The sequence below is a fragment of the Pseudomonas sp. B23(2017) genome, assembly GCF_002113725.1.
Classification (GTDB): Bacteria; Pseudomonadota; Gammaproteobacteria; order Pseudomonadales; family Pseudomonadaceae; genus Aquipseudomonas; species Aquipseudomonas putida_Z.
Genome location: NZ_NEJM01000018.1, coordinates 38,373 through 55,720 on the forward strand (window position 1 = coordinate 38,373; position 17,348 = coordinate 55,720).

General features: G+C 60.6%; 17 protein-coding genes and 2 tRNA genes. 2 read left to right on the forward strand and 17 right to left on the reverse strand.

Annotated elements, in window-relative coordinates; genetic code table 11:
* Nucleotides 1-88: 88 nt before the first annotated feature.
* A complete protein-coding gene (locus CAG46_RS23940; RefSeq protein WP_010955354.1) occupies nt 89-502 on the reverse strand; it encodes a VOC family protein in 414 nt (137 codons plus the stop codon).
* 60 nt (nt 503-562) lie between these two features.
* Here CAG46_RS23940 and CAG46_RS23945 point away from each other — a divergent pair, with 60 nt between their 5' ends.
* Nucleotides 563-865 (forward strand): putative quinol monooxygenase, encoded by a 303-nt coding sequence (locus tag CAG46_RS23945; protein WP_085617918.1) that lies wholly within the window; start codon nt 563-565, stop codon nt 863-865.
* 78 nt (nt 866-943) lie between these two features.
* Here the strand turns inward: CAG46_RS23945 and CAG46_RS23950 are convergent, their stop codons facing one another.
* The 16 genes from CAG46_RS23950 to rlmE form a co-directional block, all read right to left on the reverse strand.
* Entirely contained in the window at nt 944-1,294 is a 351-nt protein-coding gene (locus CAG46_RS23950; RefSeq protein ID WP_025340697.1) for a BON domain-containing protein, read from the reverse strand.
* A 263-nt stretch (nt 1,295-1,557) separates the two neighbouring features.
* A complete protein-coding gene (gene pnp, locus CAG46_RS23955) occupies nt 1,558-3,663 on the reverse strand; it encodes a polyribonucleotide nucleotidyltransferase (protein ID WP_075046423.1) in 2,106 nt (701 codons plus the stop codon).
* Nucleotides 3,664-3,913: 250 nt separating this feature from the next.
* Nucleotides 3,914-4,183, reverse strand: coding sequence for a 30S ribosomal protein S15 (gene rpsO / locus CAG46_RS23965; protein ID WP_003249971.1), 270 nt, complete (start codon nt 4,181-4,183; stop codon nt 3,914-3,916).
* Between the two features lie 147 nt (nt 4,184-4,330).
* Complete coding sequence (gene truB, locus CAG46_RS23970) at nt 4,331-5,248, reverse strand: tRNA pseudouridine(55) synthase TruB (RefSeq protein WP_013974284.1); 918 nt, start codon at nt 5,246-5,248, stop codon at nt 4,331-4,333.
* A gap of 3 nt (nt 5,249-5,251) precedes the next feature.
* Nucleotides 5,252-5,650 (reverse strand): 30S ribosome-binding factor RbfA, encoded by a 399-nt coding sequence (gene rbfA / locus CAG46_RS23975; RefSeq protein ID WP_025340699.1) that lies wholly within the window; start codon nt 5,648-5,650, stop codon nt 5,252-5,254.
* Nucleotides 5,651-5,766: 116 nt separating this feature from the next.
* On the reverse strand, nt 5,767-8,307 hold the full coding sequence (gene infB / locus CAG46_RS23980) for a translation initiation factor IF-2 (RefSeq protein WP_025340700.1): 2,541 nt from the start codon (nt 8,305-8,307) through the stop codon (nt 5,767-5,769).
* Nucleotides 8,308-8,334: 27 nt separating this feature from the next.
* Entirely contained in the window at nt 8,335-9,816 is a 1,482-nt protein-coding gene (nusA, locus tag CAG46_RS23985) for a transcription termination factor NusA (protein ID WP_003258062.1), read from the reverse strand.
* A 59-nt stretch (nt 9,817-9,875) separates the two neighbouring features.
* Nucleotides 9,876-10,334: a ribosome maturation factor RimP gene (gene rimP / locus CAG46_RS23990; protein WP_003249960.1), complete on the reverse strand. Its 459-nt coding sequence runs from the start codon at nt 10,332-10,334 to the stop codon at nt 9,876-9,878.
* Between the two features lie 130 nt (nt 10,335-10,464).
* A tRNA-Met gene (locus CAG46_RS23995) sits at nt 10,465-10,541 on the reverse strand.
* A 100-nt stretch (nt 10,542-10,641) separates the two neighbouring features.
* A tRNA-Leu gene (locus tag CAG46_RS24000) sits at nt 10,642-10,727 on the reverse strand.
* A 21-nt stretch (nt 10,728-10,748) separates the two neighbouring features.
* Nucleotides 10,749-11,147, reverse strand: coding sequence for a preprotein translocase subunit SecG (secG, locus tag CAG46_RS24005; RefSeq protein WP_015271857.1), 399 nt, complete (start codon nt 11,145-11,147; stop codon nt 10,749-10,751).
* Nucleotides 11,148-11,151: 4 nt separating this feature from the next.
* Complete coding sequence (gene tpiA, locus CAG46_RS24010) at nt 11,152-11,907, reverse strand: triose-phosphate isomerase (protein WP_085617921.1); 756 nt, start codon at nt 11,905-11,907, stop codon at nt 11,152-11,154.
* Nucleotides 11,908-11,972: 65 nt separating this feature from the next.
* Nucleotides 11,973-13,313 (reverse strand): phosphoglucosamine mutase, encoded by a 1,341-nt coding sequence (gene glmM / locus CAG46_RS24015; protein WP_085591700.1) that lies wholly within the window; start codon nt 13,311-13,313, stop codon nt 11,973-11,975.
* A gap of 16 nt (nt 13,314-13,329) precedes the next feature.
* The gene (gene folP / locus CAG46_RS24020) at nt 13,330-14,181 is read right to left on the reverse strand and encodes a dihydropteroate synthase (RefSeq protein ID WP_075046426.1); all 852 of its coding nucleotides are present in this window, start codon (nt 14,179-14,181) and stop codon (nt 13,330-13,332) included.
* Between the two features lie 8 nt (nt 14,182-14,189).
* Complete coding sequence (gene ftsH / locus CAG46_RS24025; RefSeq protein ID WP_025340704.1) at nt 14,190-16,094, reverse strand: ATP-dependent zinc metalloprotease FtsH; 1,905 nt, start codon at nt 16,092-16,094, stop codon at nt 14,190-14,192.
* A gap of 203 nt (nt 16,095-16,297) precedes the next feature.
* Entirely contained in the window at nt 16,298-16,924 is a 627-nt protein-coding gene (rlmE, locus tag CAG46_RS24030; RefSeq protein WP_025340705.1) for a 23S rRNA (uridine(2552)-2'-O)-methyltransferase RlmE, read from the reverse strand.
* 102 nt (nt 16,925-17,026) lie between these two features.
* On the opposite strand from rlmE, the gene yhbY reads away from it, so the two are divergent.
* Nucleotides 17,027-17,335, forward strand: coding sequence for a ribosome assembly RNA-binding protein YhbY (yhbY, locus tag CAG46_RS24035; protein WP_003249945.1), 309 nt, complete (start codon nt 17,027-17,029; stop codon nt 17,333-17,335).
* Nucleotides 17,336-17,348: the final 13 nt, after the last annotated feature.

Below are 17,348 nucleotides of genomic sequence, written 5' to 3' on the forward strand. Positions count from 1 at the left end.
TGCCCGCTCCCACAGGGACCGCACACAGTTCAAGGCCTGTGCAGTACCTGTGGGAGCGGGCAAGCCCGCGAAGAGGCCGGTACAGGCTTCACACCAAACGCTGCCCCGACACCGCCGGATGGTACAACGGCTGCACCTTGTTCCCTGCCGGGTCCAACAGGTGGAAGCTGCGCGCCCCGTCACCATGGTTGAACGGCCGGTCCAGCAAGGTCACGCCGTGCGCCTTGAAGTACTGGTACCAGGCTTCCAGCTCCTCCACGCTATCGACGATGAACCCATAGTGGTCCAGGGTCTGCAACCCATTGGCCGCCCCTGCCCCACGCCCCAGCGACAGGTTGTCGTTACCACAAGTGAGGTATACCAGGTCTTCGTTGGCGCGGTTCAGCACTTCCATGCCCAGCACATCGACGTAGAAGCGTTCACACTCCTCCAGGTTGGGTACCAACAAGGCAATATGACGCAGGCCGTTCAGGCGGCCAGGGCGTGCAGGCAATTCGGACATTGGCGAGGCTCCATTTTTGTATACAATTCATAATAGAATTTAAAACAAAAGGAGAGCCTTGTGTATAGCCTGTTCATCAAGACCCGAGTGAAGCCCGGTTGCGCCGAGGAATTTCTGACTGCGATCAAGGTCAATGCCGCGGCTTCCGTTGCCAACGAGCCTGGCTGCCTGGTGTTCGATGTGTCGCAGGACCGGGTCGATCCGGAGGTGATCTACCTGTACGAGATCTACCGCGATGATGCGGCGTATGACGCGCATACGCAGACTGCGCACTTTCGCGATAGCCGGCCGTTGGTCGAGCCGCTGATCGTCGAGCAGGAATGCTTCGAGAGTGAGGTGATTGCGCGTAACCCGGTTTACTAGCCACCAATGAAAAGCCCCGGCAAATAGCCGGGGCTCGGAGCGAAGGTGGCCAAATCCTTTTGGCCGACGGGACATTCCTTATTCGGCTTTCAGGCCGTCCGACATCACACTCTTGACGCCTTTGATGTTCTTGGTAATACGTACAGCTTCTTCTTTCTGGGACTGAGTCACCGCCACGTCAGACGACAGCGAGACGACACCTTGGCTGGTCTCGACTTTGATGTCGCTGCCTGGAATACCTTTTTCAGTCAGCAGGTCCGCTTTCACTTTGGTGGTGATCCAGGTGTCAGAACCTTCCTGCTTGGCGTTGTCCACGGTATTGGCGGCCAACATGACTGGAGCCTGGGTTGGCTCTGCAGCGAATGCGCCGTTAGCCATGGTCAGGGTCAGGGCGGTAGCAGTAGCGGCAGCAATGGCGAACTTCTTCATGTGAGTCACTCCTGTTTTTCGAAAGGTCTGCGCCGTATGTCCTGGCGTCAGATATGAAGGTACTTGCACGCGCTGTGCCAGATTTTCCGCTTCGCTTGTTTCCTTTCAAATCAATAAGTTAGCGAAAAACCAGCATTCCCGTCGTCGTGCATTTTGCAATCTGCACGGTAAACCTGCATGCAAGATGCAAGTCCGCAAAAGGTTCCCTTTCGCCCATGAAAAAAGGGCCCCGAAGGGCCCTTTTCCTGTTGCGTGGCAGTCGCTTAGACGCCCGAGGCCTTGGCCGCGGCAACGTCCTTGATCGACAGCTTGATACGGCCGCGGTTGTCCACGTCCAGTACCAGTACTTCAACTTCCTGGCCTTCTTTCAGGATGTCGGTGACTTTCTCGACGCGAGCATCGCTCAACATGGAGATGTGCACCAGGCCGTCCTTGCCAGGCAGGATGTTGACGAAGGCACCGAAGTCGACGATGCGCTCGACCTTGCCGACGTAGATCTTGCCGATCTCGGCCTCGGCAGTGATGCCCAGGATGCGCTGCTTGGCAGCCTCTGCCGCTTCCTTGGTTTCGCCGAAGATCTTGATCGAGCCGTCGTCTTCGATGTCGATCGAAGCCTTGGTCTCTTCGCAGATGGCGCGAATGGTGGCGCCGCCTTTACCGATGACGTCGCGGATCTTGTCGGTGTCGATCTTCATCGCGATCATGGTCGGGGCGTTGGCCGACAGCTCGCTACGCGACTGGGCGATGATCTGGTTCATCTGGCCGAGGATGTTCAGGCGCGCTTCCAGGGCCTGGCCCAGGGCGATTTCCATGATCTCTTCGGTGATGCCGTTGATCTTGATGTCCATCTGCAGCGCAGTAACACCCTTGGCGGTACCGGCTACCTTGAAGTCCATGTCGCCCAGGTGGTCTTCGTCACCCAGGATGTCGGTCAGGACGGCGAACTTGTCACCTTCCTTGACCAGGCCCATGGCGATACCGGCAACCGGTGCCTTCATCGGTACACCGGCGTCCATCAGGGCCAGGGAAGCACCACAGACCGAAGCCATGGAGCTGGAACCGTTGGATTCGGTGATTTCCGATACCACGCGGATGGTGTAAGGGAAGTCGCTGTCGCTCGGCAGCATGGCCTGCACGCCACGACGGGCCAGGCGGCCGTGGCCGATTTCACGACGGCCGGCGCCGCCCATGCGGCCGCACTCACCCACCGAGAATGGCGGGAAGTTGTAGTGCAGCATGAACGGGTCTTTCTTCTCGCCTTCCAGGGTGTCCAGCAGCTGGGCGTCACGGGCAGTACCCAGGGTCGCGACGACCAGGGCCTGGGTTTCGCCACGGGTGAACAGCGCCGAACCGTGGGTCTTCGGCAATACGCCGACTTCGATGTTCAGCGGGCGCACGGTGCGGGTGTCACGGCCGTCGATACGCGGTTTGCCGTTGACGATGTTCTCGCGGACGGTGCGGTATTCCAGCTCGCCGAAGATGTCCTTGATGGCGCTGGCGGACGGGCCGGTCTCTTCGTTGCTCAGACGGGCAACAGCCTCGTCGCGCAGCTGGCCCAGGCGGTTGTAACGGTCAGCCTTCTGAGTGATGGTGTAGGCCTGCGAAACGGCTTCGCCGAACTCGCCACGCACCAGGTTCATCAGCTCGACGTTGGCTGGGGCTGGCTGCCAGTCCCAGGTCGGCTTGCCGGCTTCGGCGGCCAGTTCCTTGACGGCCTGGATCACGGCCTGGAATTCGTCGTGGGCGAACAGTACGGCGCCCAGCATCTGGTCTTCGGTCAGCTCTTTGGCTTCCGATTCAACCATCAGTACAGCGTCGGAGGTACCGGCAACGACCATGTCCAGGCTCGAGGCAGCCAGTTGCTCGTAGGTCGGGTTCAGCAGGTAGCCGGTGCTTTCGTGGAAGGCAACGCGAGCGGCGCCGATCGGGCCTTCGAACGGAATGCCGGAAATGGCCAGGGCAGCCGAGGTACCGATCATCGCAGCGATGTCCGGGTCGGTCTTCTTGCTGGTGGAAACCACGGTGCAGACTACCTGCACTTCGTTCATGAAGCCTTCCGGGAACAGCGGACGGATCGGACGGTCGATCAGGCGCGAGGTCAGGGTCTCTTTCTCGGAAGGACGGCCTTCACGCTTGAAGAAGCCACCCGGGATCTTGCCGGCGGCGTAGGTCTTTTCCTGGTAGTGGACCGACAGCGGGAAGAAACCCTTGCCTGGATCGGCCTGTTTGGCGCCTACCACAGTCACCAGCACGGTGACGTCGTTGTCGACGGTCACCAGCACGGCGCCGGTTGCCTGACGGGCAATACGGCCCGTTTCGAGAGTAACGGTCGATTGACCGAACTGGAAAGTCTTGATTACCGGGTTCACGGTTTCCTACCTTTTTCAGTGGCTCTTGGGGGAACTGGTTTCTTGCGAATTCTTGGGCAGAACGGGGAATCGGCCCCATTGACCGTCCAGATACAACACGAGGCTGGGAGCCTGGCACCAAGCGGAAAATCCGCTCAGCATTGCCAGGCTGCCAACCTCGGAGATACGCGTGGCGTGTCCAACGGCAGCACTGCAAAACAGCCCTGCCGAAGCCTGCGACACGCCATGCACACCACTGGCCAGGCCGCTATTAGCGACGCAGACCCAGGCGACCGATCAGGGCGCTGTAACGAGTGGTGTCTTTGCCCTTCAGGTAGTCCAGCAGCTTGCGACGCTGGTTGACCATACGAATCAGACCACGACGGGAGTGGTGGTCTTTGTCGTTGGCCTTGAAGTGGCCTTGCAGCTTGTTGATGTTGGCGGTCAGCAGAGCAACCTGCACTTCCGGGCTACCGGTATCGCCGGCGGCTTGCTGGTATTCGGCAACGATCTGAGCTTTTTCTTCAACGCTGAGGGCCATTTGGCTTCTCCTGATAACGGATCCCGCATGCGGGGTCCAATAGGCCAGGGACAAATCCCTGTATTAATAAAAAAGGTGTGACCGTGCCTACTGACAGCCACCCTTGGTGCCGTGGGGCCTGGCAACTGCCTGGCCTCACGGTTTCGGTCATTCCGACCGAATCAGCCGACGCGGCGCAATGCGCCCGTCTTCGCTCACTTCACCGATACCGATGAAGCGTGCATTGTGATCCTGTACCCGGACCATGCCAAATTGTGGCGCGTCCGGCGCGCGTACCGCCTGCCCATGCAGCCAGTAGAACGCACTGTGTTCGGACAGGCACACCAGCGGCCAGTCCTGCAGGCCGCTGTCCGAGGGCATGAGGAAGCGGTCGAGCGCTTCGTTGCCGCCTTCGGCGTGGGCCTGTTCGAGTTCCTCGAGGGTGACCGTCTGTGCCAGCGCGAAAGGCCCGGCCTGGGTCCTGCGCAGCTCGGCGACATAGGCGCCGCAGCCAAGGGCCTCGCCGATATCCTCCACCAGGGTGCGGATATAGGTGCCTTTGCTGCATCCTACGCTCAACCGTGCACGGGTGCCTTCGCACTCGAGCAACTCCAAGCGGCCAATAGTAACAGAACGCGCCTCGCGCTCCACTACCTCTCCTGCACGTGCCAGCTTGTACAGCGGCTGGCCGTCACGCTTGAGCGCCGAGTACATCGGCGGTATCTGGCTGATCTGGCCACGAAAACGCGGCAGCAGGGCCTCGATGTCGGCGCGACCAACGGTCACCTCGCGGGTCTGCAGCACCTCACCTTCGGCATCACCGGTGTTGGTAGTCTGCCCCATCTGCATGACCGTTTCGTAGCCCTTGTCGGAATCGAGCAGGTACTGCGAAAACTTGGTCGCTTCGCCGAAGCACAGCGGCAACACGCCGGTTGCCAGCGGGTCGAGGCTGCCGGTGTGGCCGGCCTTTTCCGCGTTGAGCAGCCAGCGCACCTTTTGCAGGGCGGCGTTGGAGGTGAAGCCCAGCGGCTTGTCGAGCAGGATGATGCCGCTGACGTTGCGGCGGATACGTTTGACCTGGGCCACCGCTTACTCCTCGGCGTCCGGCTTGTCGGCATCCTTGTGCAGGCGGTCTTCGGCGACCGCGCGCTCGATCAGTGCCGACAGGTGGACACCGCGGCTGACGCTTTCGTCGAAGTGGAAATGCAGTTGCGGCACGCTGCGCAGCTGCATCGAGCGGCCCAGGTGCAGGCGCAGGAAGCTGGCGGCGCTGTTCAGGGCCTTGAGCGACTGCTGCACTGCGTCTGGCGTTTCTTCGCCCATGACGGTGATGAAGACCTTGGCATGGCCTAGGTCGCGGCTGACATCCACAGCGGTGATGGTGACCAGACCGACGCGGGGGTCCTTGACTTCACGGCGGATCAGCTCGGCCAGCTCGCGCTGCATCTGATCACCGATACGTTGGGTACGGCTGTATTCTTTGGCCATTCTTGCTACCTGTAACTTAAAGCGGCAAACGCCCGGTCAGGCTGATGCCTGACCGGGCGCTACCTACTGAGGCACTGCCCACCGCCCTGCGGCGGGGGCTGGCGCCCTGCTCACCCTTAAAGGGTACGAGCAACCTGGACTTTCTCGAAGACTTCGATCTTGTCGCCGACCTTGACGTCGTTGTAGCTCTTCACGCCAATACCGCACTCCATGCCGTTACGCACTTCGGAGGCGTCGTCCTTGAAGCGACGCAGCGACTCCAGTTCGCCTTCGAAGATCACAACGTCTTCGCGCAGTACGCGGATCGGACGGTTGCGGTACACGGTACCCTCGATGACCATACAGCCAGCGATGGCGCCGAACTTCGGCGAACGGAACACGTCACGTACTTCGGCGACACCCAGGATGTTCTCGCGAACATCGCTGCCGAGCATGCCGGTCAGGGCCTTCTTGACGTCTTCGATGATGTCGTAGATCACGTTGTAGTAACGCATATCCAGACCTTCCTGCTCGACGATCTTGCGCGCGCCGGCATCGGCACGCACGTTGAAGCCGAACAGTACTGCATTCGAAGCCAGCGCCAGGTTGGCGTCGCTTTCGGTGATACCACCGACGCCGCCACCGATCACGCGTACCTGAACTTCGTCGTTGCCCAGGCCCGACAGCGAACCCTGCAGTGCTTCCAGGGAACCACGCACGTCGGTCTTGAGGACGATGTTGAGGGTCTTCTTCTCTTCCTGACCCATGGTCTCGAAGATGTTTTCCAGCTTGCCGGCGTGAGCACGGGCCAGCTTGACCTCGCGGTACTTGCCTTGACGGAACAGGGCAACCTCACGGGCCTTCTTCTCGTCGGCAACCACGGACAGCTCGTCACCGGCTTCCGGGGTACCGTCCAGGCCGAGGATTTCGACCGGGATCGACGGGCCGGCTTCCTTCACAGGCTTGCCGTTCTCGTCGAGCATGGCGCGCACGCGGCCATAGTTGGAACCGCACAGGACCATGTCGCCCTGACGCAGGGTACCGTCCTGAACCAGGATGGTAGCCACCGGGCCACGGCCCTTGTCCAGACGCGATTCGACAACCACGCCACGACCTGGAGCGGTCGGGGTAGCGGTCAGCTCGAGGATCTCGGCCTGCAGCAGGACAGCTTCGAGCAGTTCGTCGACGCCGGTACCCATCTTCGCCGAAACCTTGACGAACGGAGTGTCACCACCCCAGTCCTCGGAGGTCACGCCTTCGACGGCCAGCTCGTTGCGGATGCGATCGATATCGGCACCCGGCTTGTCGATCTTGTTCACCGCAACCACCAGCGGAACGCCAGCTGCCTTGGCATGCTGAACGGCTTCGCGGGTTTGCGGCATCACGCCGTCGTCCGCCGCCACCACCAGGATGACGATGTCGGTAGCCTTGGCACCACGGGCACGCATTGCGGTGAACGCAGCGTGGCCTGGGGTATCGAGGAAGGTGACCATGCCGCGGTCGGTTTCCACGTGGTAGGCACCGATGTGCTGGGTAATACCACCGGCTTCGCCAGCGGCAACCTTGGCACGACGGATGTAGTCGAGCAGCGAGGTCTTGCCGTGGTCAACGTGACCCATGACGGTAACGACCGGCGCACGCGATTCGACTTCACCTTCGAACTTCAGCGATTCGGCCAGGGAGTCTTCCAGGGCGGTATCGCTGACCAGGGTCACTTTGTGGCCCAGTTCTTCGGCGACCAGCTGAGCGGTTTCCTGGTCGAGCACCTGGTTGATGGTGACCGGGGTACCCAGCTTGAACATGAACTTGACCACTTCAGCGGCCTTGACCGACATCTGTTGGGCCAGTTCCGAGACGGTGATGGTCTCGCCGATGGTCACGTCACGGATGACTGGACCGGTCGGGTTCTGGAAGCCGTGCTGGTTGCGCTTCTTCAGCTTGCTCTTGCCACCGCGGCCACGGCGTACGCCATCGCTCTCTTCATCGGTGGTGCGCGGTGCGGCACGAGGAGTCGGAGCCTTTTCCTTCTCCTTGACCTTGACCTTGATCGACACGCGCGGGGCCTCGCCACGACGCTCGCCACCACGACGGTCTTCGTCACGGGTGCGGCCTTCGTTGCGACGGGCTTCGTCCTTCTTGCGCTCGGCGGCACGGGCTGCGGCGTCTTCGGACGCCGGGGCATCGGCAACTACCGGGGCCGGGGCAGCGGCTGGCGCCGCCTCTGGCTTGGCGGCAGGCGCAGGGGCTGCAGCAGCGGTATCGGCGGCCTGACGGCGAGCCTGCTCTTCGTTGCGCTGGCGAACTTCGGCCTCGACCTTCTCGCGAGCGGCATTTTCAGCCGCGCGGCGCTCATCCAGTTCACGCTTCTGCTCAGCCTGGATTTCTTCCGGGCTGCGCTGCACGAATACTTTCTTCTTGCGTACTTCTACGCTGATGCTCTTGCTACCGGCGACACGCAGGGTGCTGGTGGTTTTGCGCTGCAAGGTAATCTTGCGCGGTTCTTCCGCCTTGCTCTTGTGGCTGCTCTTCAAATGAGTCAGCAAGGTCTGCTTCTCATTGTCGGTCACTACCTGACCGGCGTCGGTGTGCGGCAGACCTGCCTCACGCATCTGCTGCAGCAGGCGCTCTACCGGTGCCTCGACCTCTTGGGCCAGTTCTTTCACCGTGACTTGCGTCATGCACTTCTCTCCTCAGGCCGCGCCTAATTACTCGAACCAGTGGGCTCGGGCGGCCATGATCAACTTGCCGGCACGCTCTTCGTCGATGCCGTCGATGTCGAGCAGATCGTCGATCGACTGCTCGGCCAGGTCTTCGCGGTTAACCACGCCGCGCACCGCCAGTTCCGCCGCCAGGTCCTTGTCCATGCCCTCGAGGGAGAGCAGGTCGTCAGCCGGATGGGCGTCTGCCAGTTTTTCTTCGGTAGCGATGGCCTTGGTCAACAAACGGTCCTTGGCTCGAGCGCGGAGCTCGTTGACGATATCTTCGTCAAAGCCATCGATGTTGAGCATTTCTTCCAACGGTACGTAGGCAATTTCTTCGAGGCTGGTGAAGCCTTCGTCGACCAGCACTTGGGCCAGCTCCTCGTCGACTTCCAGTTCATCGATGAAATTGCGCAGGATGTCACCGGTTTCGGCCTGCTGCTTGGCCTGGATGTCCTTCTCGGTCATCACGTTCAGGGTCCAGCCGGTCAGCTGACTGGCCAGGCGAACGTTCTGACCGCCACGACCAATGGCCTGGGCCAGGTTGTCCTCGGCAACGGCGATGTCCATGGCATGGGCATCTTCATCAACGATGATCGCCGCAACTTCAGCCGGCGACATGGCGTTGATGACAAACTGCGCCGGGTTATCGTCCCACAGGACGATATCCACACGCTCACCACCCAGCTCCCCGGATACGGCCTGGACGCGCGAACCACGCATGCCGATGCAGGCGCCTTGCGGGTCGATGCGCTTGTCCTTGGAGCGGACGGCGATCTTGGCTCGCGAACCCGGATCACGGGAGGCAGCCATGACTTCGATGAGGCCTTCGGCAATTTCCGGCACTTCGATGCGGAAAAGCTCGATCAGCATCTGTGGCGCGGTGCGCGACAGGATCAGCTGAGGGCCACGGTTCTCGGTGCGAATTTCCTTGAGCAGCGCACGCAGGCGCACGCCAACACGGAAGGTCTCACGCGGAATGATGTCTTCGCGGGCCAGCAGGGCCTCTGCGTTGTTGCCCAGGTCAACGATGACGTTGTCGCGGGTAACCTTTTTGACGGTACCGGAGATGATCTCGCCAACGCGCTCGCGGTAGGCATCGACCACCTGGGCACGCTCGGCCTCACGGACCTTCTGCACGATGACCTGCTTGGCGGTCTGGGCGGCAATACGACCGAACTCGATGGACTCGATCTTCTCTTCGATCACGTCACCGACCTTGGCTTCAGGGTGGGTTTCGTGAATCTTGCTCAACCAGGTCTCGATCGCCGGATCATCAAGATCGGCTTCGTCGACCACGGTCCAGCGACGGAAGGTCTCGTAGCTACCGGTGTGGCGGTTGATTTCCACACGCAGGTCGACTTCGTCTTCAAAACGTTTTTTGGTTGCAGTGGCCAGTGCCACTTCCAGCGCTTCGAAAATGACGCCGGGCGGTACACCTTTTTCGTTGGATACCGATTCAACAACCAGCAGTACTTCTTTGCTCATCGTACGCCTCGCCTTGCGCAAGCCATTGGGCCCGGATAGTCCGCCGGGCCCGGCACGTCTCAGTCAAAACTGGGAATAATATTGGCCTTGTCGATCGAGTCGATCGGCAACAGGAACTCTTGATTGTCCACCTGGACCACCACATCCTGCTCCTCCACACCGCGGAGAAGGCCCTGGAAGTTACGACGACCCTCGAAGGGTGAGCGCAGCTTGATCTTCACTTGTTCGCCGGCATGCGAGGCAAACTGTTCCAGAGTGAACAGTGGGCGATCCATGCCTGGAGAAGACACCTCGAGGGTGTATTCACTGCTGATCGGATCTTCCACATCGAGAATTGCGCTGGCCTGACGGCTGACCGCTTCGCAGTCGTCCACCAGGATGCCGCCTTCCTTGTCGATGTAGATGCGCAGTACCGAATGCTTACCCTGGGAAACGTATTCGATCCCCCAGCATTGATAGCCCAGACCCTCGACAACCGGGGCCAACAAGGCCTGCAACTGTTCTAGCTTGCTCGACACCTGAACCCCCTCGTGCATGCTGTGCAAATAAAAAATGGGCGAAGCGCCCATCCCTGAAAGCGCCGTTGGACAACGACGCCGAAAACTGTTCGGTTAGCAAAAAGCCCCTGAAAAGGGGCTCCGCTGAAGCTGGTTGCGGGGGCTGGATTTGAACCAACGACCTTCGGGTTATGAGCCCGACGAGCTACCAAGCTGCTCCACCCCGCGACAAAGCTGGGGCGAAAGTATAAGACCGAACCCTCCTGAGGGTCAAATCCGAACCTTCACCTGCAAGAAAGCCCGCTAAAGCGGGCTCTCAAGCTTTAATTGGTACCGAGAAGGGGACTCGAACCCCTACACCCTATGGGCACAACCACCTCAAGGTTGCGTGTCTACCAATTCCACCACCTCGGCAATACTACTACTTGAAACCCGTTACTTCTGCTCTTGTGCTGGAGGAGGTACATCACCCGTATTAGGAGTGGTTTCGCTCTTCTGCTGCTGGAGCACCGGTACATCATCATTAACTGCCGGTTTCTGCGGCTCTTTCACTTCTAGCACTGCTGGATCTGGAAGACCTGCTTGGCTAAGCTGGTGAGCTTGTTGCTTCGCGAAGTATCCTAACCCAAGTGCTGTCAAAAAGAAAGTGGCAGCGAGTATAGCAGTTAATTTACTCAGGAACGTTGCAGAGCCCTGGCTCCCGAACACGGTATTTGAAGCACCCGCGCCGAAAGATGCACCTGCTTCGGCACCTTTACCCTGTTGCAACAGAACCAGCACTACAAGCGACAGCGCTGCCAACAGATGAAAAACAACGATGACTGTTTCCAGCATTTGTTCAGTTTCCTGCGGCGCGACAAATTGCACCGAATTCGTCTGCGTTCAGGGAAGCTCCACCAATGAGCCCCCCATCGATATCCGGCATGCCGAACAGTTCGGCCGCATTGGCCGCCTTCACGCTGCCGCCGTAGAGCAACTGCACCTTCGCAGCCACTTCAGCATCTTCTGCCGCCAGCTGGCCGCGGATGGCTGCATGCACATCCTGGGCCTGCTGTGGCGTGGCCGTAAGGCCAGTGCCAATGGCCCATACAGGCTCATAGGCAATTACTGCATTGGCAAAAGCCTTAACACCGAATGCCTCGATGATACTGCTTAGTTGACGCCCGACAACTTCGAGCGTTTTGCCGGCCTCGCGCTCTTCAAGGGTTTCCCCGATGCAAAGCACTGGCTTCAAACCTTTGGCTAGGGCCGCTGCAAACTTGCGATTGAGCACTTCGTCGGTTTCACCAATGATCTGGCGACGCTCCGAATGACCAATCAACACCAACTTGCAGCCTGCTTCAACCAGCTGTTCCGGAGCAACTTCTCCGGTCAGCGCACCCTGCTCGGGTTGTACTGCAGAATTCTGTGCGCCGACAGTAATTTCCTTGCCTGCCAGGCCATCGATCACTTGATTGATGAACAAGGCCGGTGGAAACACCGCGACTTCCACTCCGCTCGGCAAGGCCAGATTTCTCAAGCCTTCGGTCAGCTCAGCGACGCTAGCGCGGGTACCGTGCATCTTCCAGTTACCAGCTACCATAGGGCGACGCATGCTTTACCTCGTCGGTCAAAGTGGGCGCAGATAGTACCCAACCCTATCTGCGCTGGCAAGCGCCTTCAGACACAAACTTCGCCAACCAGTTTGGCCAACGCTTCTGCGTGCGCACGCACCTGGCTTTCGTCCTCGCCCTCGACCATCACCCGCACCAACGGCTCGGTACCGGATTTGCGCAGCAGCACGCGGCCGCGGCCGGCCAAGGCCTCGGTCACCTTGGCACTGGCTTCCTTGACCGCCGGGTGCTCCAGCGGGTCGACCTTGCTGGCGCCATAGCGCACGTTGATCAGCACCTGCGGGCACTTGCGCAGGGCCTGACGAGCCTGGGCGAGGGTTTCGCCACGGCGCTTGAGCGCCATCAGCACCTGCAGCGCAGCGATTATCGCGTCACCAGTGGTGGTGTGATTGCAGCACACGACGTGACCGGAGTTTTCACCACCGACCAGCCACTCACGCTCCAGCAGCTCGGCCATGACATAACGGTCACCGACCTTGGCCCGCACGAACGGGATATCCAGCTCCTTCAGCGCAAGCTCCAGGCCCAGGTTGCTCATCAGCGTGCCCACTACCCCGCCCTGCAGCTTGCCCCGCTCCTGCATGTCGCGGGCGATGATGAACAGCAGTTCGTCACCATCGACGATGGCGCCGGTGTGGTCGACCATCAGCACTCGGTCGCCATCACCGTCGAAGGCGATGCCCAGGTCGGCATGACCGACCAGCACGGCAGCCTGCAGCGATTCGATGTGAGTCGAGCCACAGCCTTCGTTGATGTTCAGGCCGTCGGGCTGGGCATGCAGCACGGTCACGTCGGCACCCAGCTCGCGGAACACGCTTGGCGCGACCTTGTAGGTGGCGCCATGGGCGCAATCGACCACCAGCTTGAGGCCGTCGAAACTGGTGCTGCTCGGCACGCTGCTCTTGCAGAACTCGATGTAGCGGCCGGCGGCATCGTTGATGCGCGAAACCTTGCCCAGCTTGCCCGACTCGACAACGGTCATCGGCTGGTCGAGCAATTCCTCGATCATCAGCTCGACTTCGTCCGGCAGCTTGGTCCCCTGGCCCGAGAAGAACTTGATGCCGTTGTCATCGTGCGGGTTGTGCGAGGCGCTGATGACGATGCCGGCTTCGGCGTGGAAGGTACGCGTCAGGTAGGCGATGGCCGGCGTAGGCATCGGCCCGAGCAGCATCACGTCGGCACCTGCCGCGGACAGGCCGGCTTCGAGTGCGGACTCGAACATGTAGCCGGAAATACGCGTGTCCTTGCCAACCAGCACCCGGCAGTGGCCTTGCTTGCGGAAGGCCATGCCGGCCGCCCAACCAAGCTTCAGCATGAAGTCAGGCGTGATCGGGTATTCGCCGACGCGGCCACGAATGCCGTCGGTACCAAAGTATTTTCTGCTCATAGGGACTCCAATGTTCTTATTCGGCGTTTTGCACCGCAGCGATCATGCGCACCACATCAACGGTTTCGGCCACGTCATGGACACGAAGGATGCTCGCCCCCTTGGTCATGGCCAACGCCGCCAGCGCGAGGCTGCCGTACAACCGCTCGCCGACCGGACGTTCCAGCGTCAGGCCGATCATGCTCTTGCGTGAAACACCCACCAGCAGCGGGCGCCCAAGGCGATAGAGCGCTTCCATATGCTTGAACAGGCTCAGGTTGTGCGCCAGTGTCTTGGCGAAACCGAAGCCCGGATCAAGGATGATTCTGTTTGCGTCGATGCCCGCCGCAGCGCAGGCGGCCATTCGCTGCTCAAGGTAACGCGTAACGTCGGCGGTCACATCTTCGTAATGTGGGTCGTCCTGCATGTTACCCGGCTCGCCGCGCATGTGCATGAGGCATACCGGCAGGCCGGTATCCGCGGCAGCGTCCAGGGCGCCATCGCGCTCCAGGGCTCGCACGTCGTTGATCAGCCCGGCACCGAGGCGCGCCGATTCACGCATGACCGCCGGGGTGGAGGTATCGACCGAGATGACCACATCGAGGCGGCTGTTGATCGCCTCGACCATGGGGGCTACCCGCTCCAGCTCCTCGGTCACCGATACCGCGCGCGCGCCCGGACGCGTGGACTCGCCGCCGATATCGATCAGCGTGGCGCCTGCGGCAACCATCGCTTCGGCATGACGCAACGCCTCGTCGCGCTGGTTGAAGCGCCCACCATCAGAAAAGGAATCAGGGGTGATATTGAGAATACCCATGACATGGGTACGCGACAAATCAAGAACCCGGTTGCCGCAAGGCAACCGGGTCGGGTACTGCGCTGAGCTCATAGATGCCCTTAGTGTTGAGCCGCTGGACCGCCGATCGGCGATTCCGGGCGATCACCCTGGGCAGCAGGCTTGCCCGAAGCCGAGTCATCATCCCAGTCGCGCGGTTCGCGGGGGGTACGGCCAGCCATGATATCGTCAATCTGCTCGGCGTCGATGGTCTCGTACTTCATCAGCGCTTCGGCCATGGCATCGAGCTTGTCACGGTTGTCGGTGAGCAATTGCTTGGCCGTGGCGTAGCACTGGTCGATGATGCTGCGCACTTCCGAGTCGATCAGCTTGGCGGTTTCGCCGGAAACGCTGGCGTGCTGGCTGGCAGCACTGCGACCCAGGAACACCTCGCCTTCTTCCTCGGCGTACATCAGCGGGCCGAGTTTTTCGGAAAGGCCCCACTTGGTCACCATGTTTCGGGCGATCTGGCTGGCACGCATGATGTCGTTGGACGCGCCGGTAGTGACACCGTCGAAGCCCAGGGTCATTTCTTCGGCAATACGGCCGCCGTACAGCGAGCAGATCTGGCTGATCAGTGCGCGCTTGGACAGGCTGTAGCGGTCTTCTTCCGGCAGGAACATGGTCACGCCCAGGGCACGACCGCGCGGAATGATCGAAACCTTGTAGACCGGATCGTGCTCAGGCACCAGGCGACCGACAATGGCGTGGCCAGCCTCGTGATAGGCAGTGTTCTGCTTCTCTTTCTCGGACATGACCATGGTCTTGCGCTCGGCGCCCATCATGATCTTGTCCTTGGCCAGCTCGAACTCTTTCATTTCGACCAGGCGCTTGTTGGCGCGCGCGGCAAACAGTGAGGCCTCGTTGACCAGGTTGGCCAGGTCCGCACCGGAGAAGCCAGGGGTACCACGGGCAATGACCGCCGGGTTGACGTTCTCGCCGACCGGCACCTTGCGCATGTGCACCTTGAGGATCTGCTCACGACCACGAATATCCGGCAGGCCAACCACCACCTGGCGGTCGAAGCGGCCGGGGCGCAGCAGAGCCGGGTCGAGCACGTCCGGACGGTTGGTAGCGGCGATGACGATGATGCCATCGTTCATTTCGAAGCCGTCCATCTCCACCAGCAACTGGTTGAGGGTTTGCTCACGCTCGTCGTGACCGCCACCCATGCCGGCGCCACGGTGGCGACCAACGGCGTCGATCTCGTCGATGAAGATGATGCACGGGGCGTGCTTCTTGGCCTGCTCGAACATGTCGCGCACACGGCTGGCACCGACACCGACGAACATTTCCACGAAGTCCGAACCGGAAATGGTGAAGAACGGCACTTTCGCCTCGCCGGCGATGGCCTTGGCAAGCAAGGTCTTACCGGTACCGGGCGGGCCGACCATCAGCACGCCACGCGGGATACGGCCGCCCAGGCGCTGGAACTTGCCCGGGTCGCGCAGGAACTCGACCAGCTCGCCGACCTCTTCCTTGGCTTCGTCGCAACCTGCAACGTCGGCCAGAGTGGTCTTGACCTGGTCTTCGGACAGCAGGCGCGCCTTGCTCTTGCCGAAGCTCATCGGCCCGCCCTTGCCGCCCGCGCCGCCCTGCATCTGGCGCATGAAGAACATGAACACGGCGATGATCACCAGGATCGGGAAGCTCGCCACCAGCAGCTGGGTCCAGATGCTCTGCTGCTCAGGCTGCTTGCCTTCGACGATGACGTGGTTGTCGACCAGGTCGCCGATCAGGCCGTTGTCGGTAATGGCCGGGCGAACGGTCTTGAAATTGTCGCCGTCGGCGCGCTTGCCGGTAATGATGTAGCCGTCGACGGTCACACGCTCGACCTTGCCATCCTTGACCTGCTGGATGAAGTCGGAATAGTTGAGGGTCTGCGGCTCGTTAGGGCTGGAGAAGTTGTTCATCACTGTCACCAGGACAGCTGCGATGATCAACCACAGGATCAGATTCTTTGCCATGTCGTTCAATTCGCTACCCTCTGAGGTCGGCGCACGACGCAGCCGTTCCTCGCATGATATTCATCGCCCTAACTTACTACATTACCTACGCAGCCGCAGGCACCGTCTGTAACCCTTTGTGAAAGCTAGACTACACGAAGTTCGGACGATCCTGACGCAGCGGCCGATTGGAAATAACTATCGGCCACCACGCTTCACGCCTTTCATGCCCCCTTGAAACCCCTGCCCAGCAGGTACTGCTCGCGGGAACGGTCACGCGACGACGACGGCTTGCGCATCTGTACCTTGTCGAACTTGCTGCGCACGTCCTTGAGGTACACGTCAAAACCTTCGCCCTGGAAAATCTTGATCAGGAAATCGCCGCCGGGCTTCAGCACGCGGGTTGCCAGATCGAGGGCCAGCTCGCAGAGGAACATGGCACGCGGCATGTCCACCGCAGGCGTACCACTCATATTGGGGGCCATGTCGGAAATCACAAGGTCCACATGCGAATCGCCGACGGCCTCGAGAATGCGCTGCAGCACTTCATCATGGGTGAAATCGCCCTGGATGAAGGTCACATCGGGGATCGAGTCCATCTCCAGGATGTCGGACGCGATCAGGCGGCCCTGGCCACCAATCAGACGACTGGTCACCTGCGACCAGCCACCAGGAGCCGCGCCGAGGTCGATCACGCTCATGCCTGGGCGGATCAGCCGGTCCTTTTCCTGGATCTCCAGCAATTTGTAGCTCGCACGCGAGCGGTAGCCATCCTTTTGTGCCTGTTTCACAAAAGGATCGTTGAAATGCTCTCGCAGCCAGTTTGCGCTGCTTTTGGAACGTTGTACCACGGGGCACCTCGATGATATGCGTCGTGATTGACTGGGCGGAGCCGGTGGCCCTCGGGTAAAATGCCGGTCAATTTTACAGAATCAGACGGAAAGGGTCAGATTATGCCGCTCAATAACGAGCAGAAGAAGCAATACAAGTCCATTGGTCATGACCTGAAGCCGGTCCTGATCGTTGCTGGCAACGGTTTGAATGAAGGCGTCATCGCCGAACTGGAGCGCGCCCTGGTCGACCATGAGCTGATCAAGGTCGAAATTCGCTCGGAAGACCGCGAAGAGCGGGCCGAGACCATTGCCGAACTGTGCAAGGCCGGCCGTGCCGAGCTGGTGCAGACCATTGGCAAGAAAGCCCTGATCTACCGCAAGAACCCACAGCCGAACAAGCAGCTGTCCAATATCCACCGTTACAAGTAACGGCACGGGGGGC

Coding starts and splice junctions, on each gene's coding strand:
- infB (WP_025340700.1), bottom strand. CDS start 8,307: ATGACGCAAGTCACGGTGAAAGAACTGGCCCAAGAGGTCGAGGCACCG.
- nusA (WP_003258062.1), bottom strand. CDS start 9,816: ATGAGCAAAGAAGTACTGCTGGTTGTTGAATCGGTATCCAACGAAAAA.
- glmM (WP_085591700.1), bottom strand. CDS start 13,313: ATGAGCAGAAAATACTTTGGTACCGACGGCATTCGTGGCCGCGTCGGC.
- CAG46_RS23940 (WP_010955354.1), bottom strand. CDS start 502: ATGTCCGAATTGCCTGCACGCCCTGGCCGCCTGAACGGCCTGCGTCAT.
- rpsO (WP_003249971.1), bottom strand. CDS start 4,183: ATGGCCCTCAGCGTTGAAGAAAAAGCTCAGATCGTTGCCGAATACCAG.
- ftsH (WP_025340704.1), bottom strand. CDS start 16,094: ATGGCAAAGAATCTGATCCTGTGGTTGATCATCGCAGCTGTCCTGGTG.
- folP (WP_075046426.1), bottom strand. CDS start 14,181: ATGAGCTCAGCGCAGTACCCGACCCGGTTGCCTTGCGGCAACCGGGTT.
- CAG46_RS23950 (WP_025340697.1), bottom strand. CDS start 1,294: ATGAAGAAGTTCGCCATTGCTGCCGCTACTGCTACCGCCCTGACCCTG.
- tpiA (WP_085617921.1), bottom strand. CDS start 11,907: ATGCGTCGCCCTATGGTAGCTGGTAACTGGAAGATGCACGGTACCCGC.
- yhbY (WP_003249945.1), top strand. CDS start 17,027: ATGCCGCTCAATAACGAGCAGAAGAAGCAATACAAGTCCATTGGTCAT.
- rbfA (WP_025340699.1), bottom strand. CDS start 5,650: ATGGCCAAAGAATACAGCCGTACCCAACGTATCGGTGATCAGATGCAG.
- secG (WP_015271857.1), bottom strand. CDS start 11,147: ATGCTGGAAACAGTCATCGTTGTTTTTCATCTGTTGGCAGCGCTGTCG.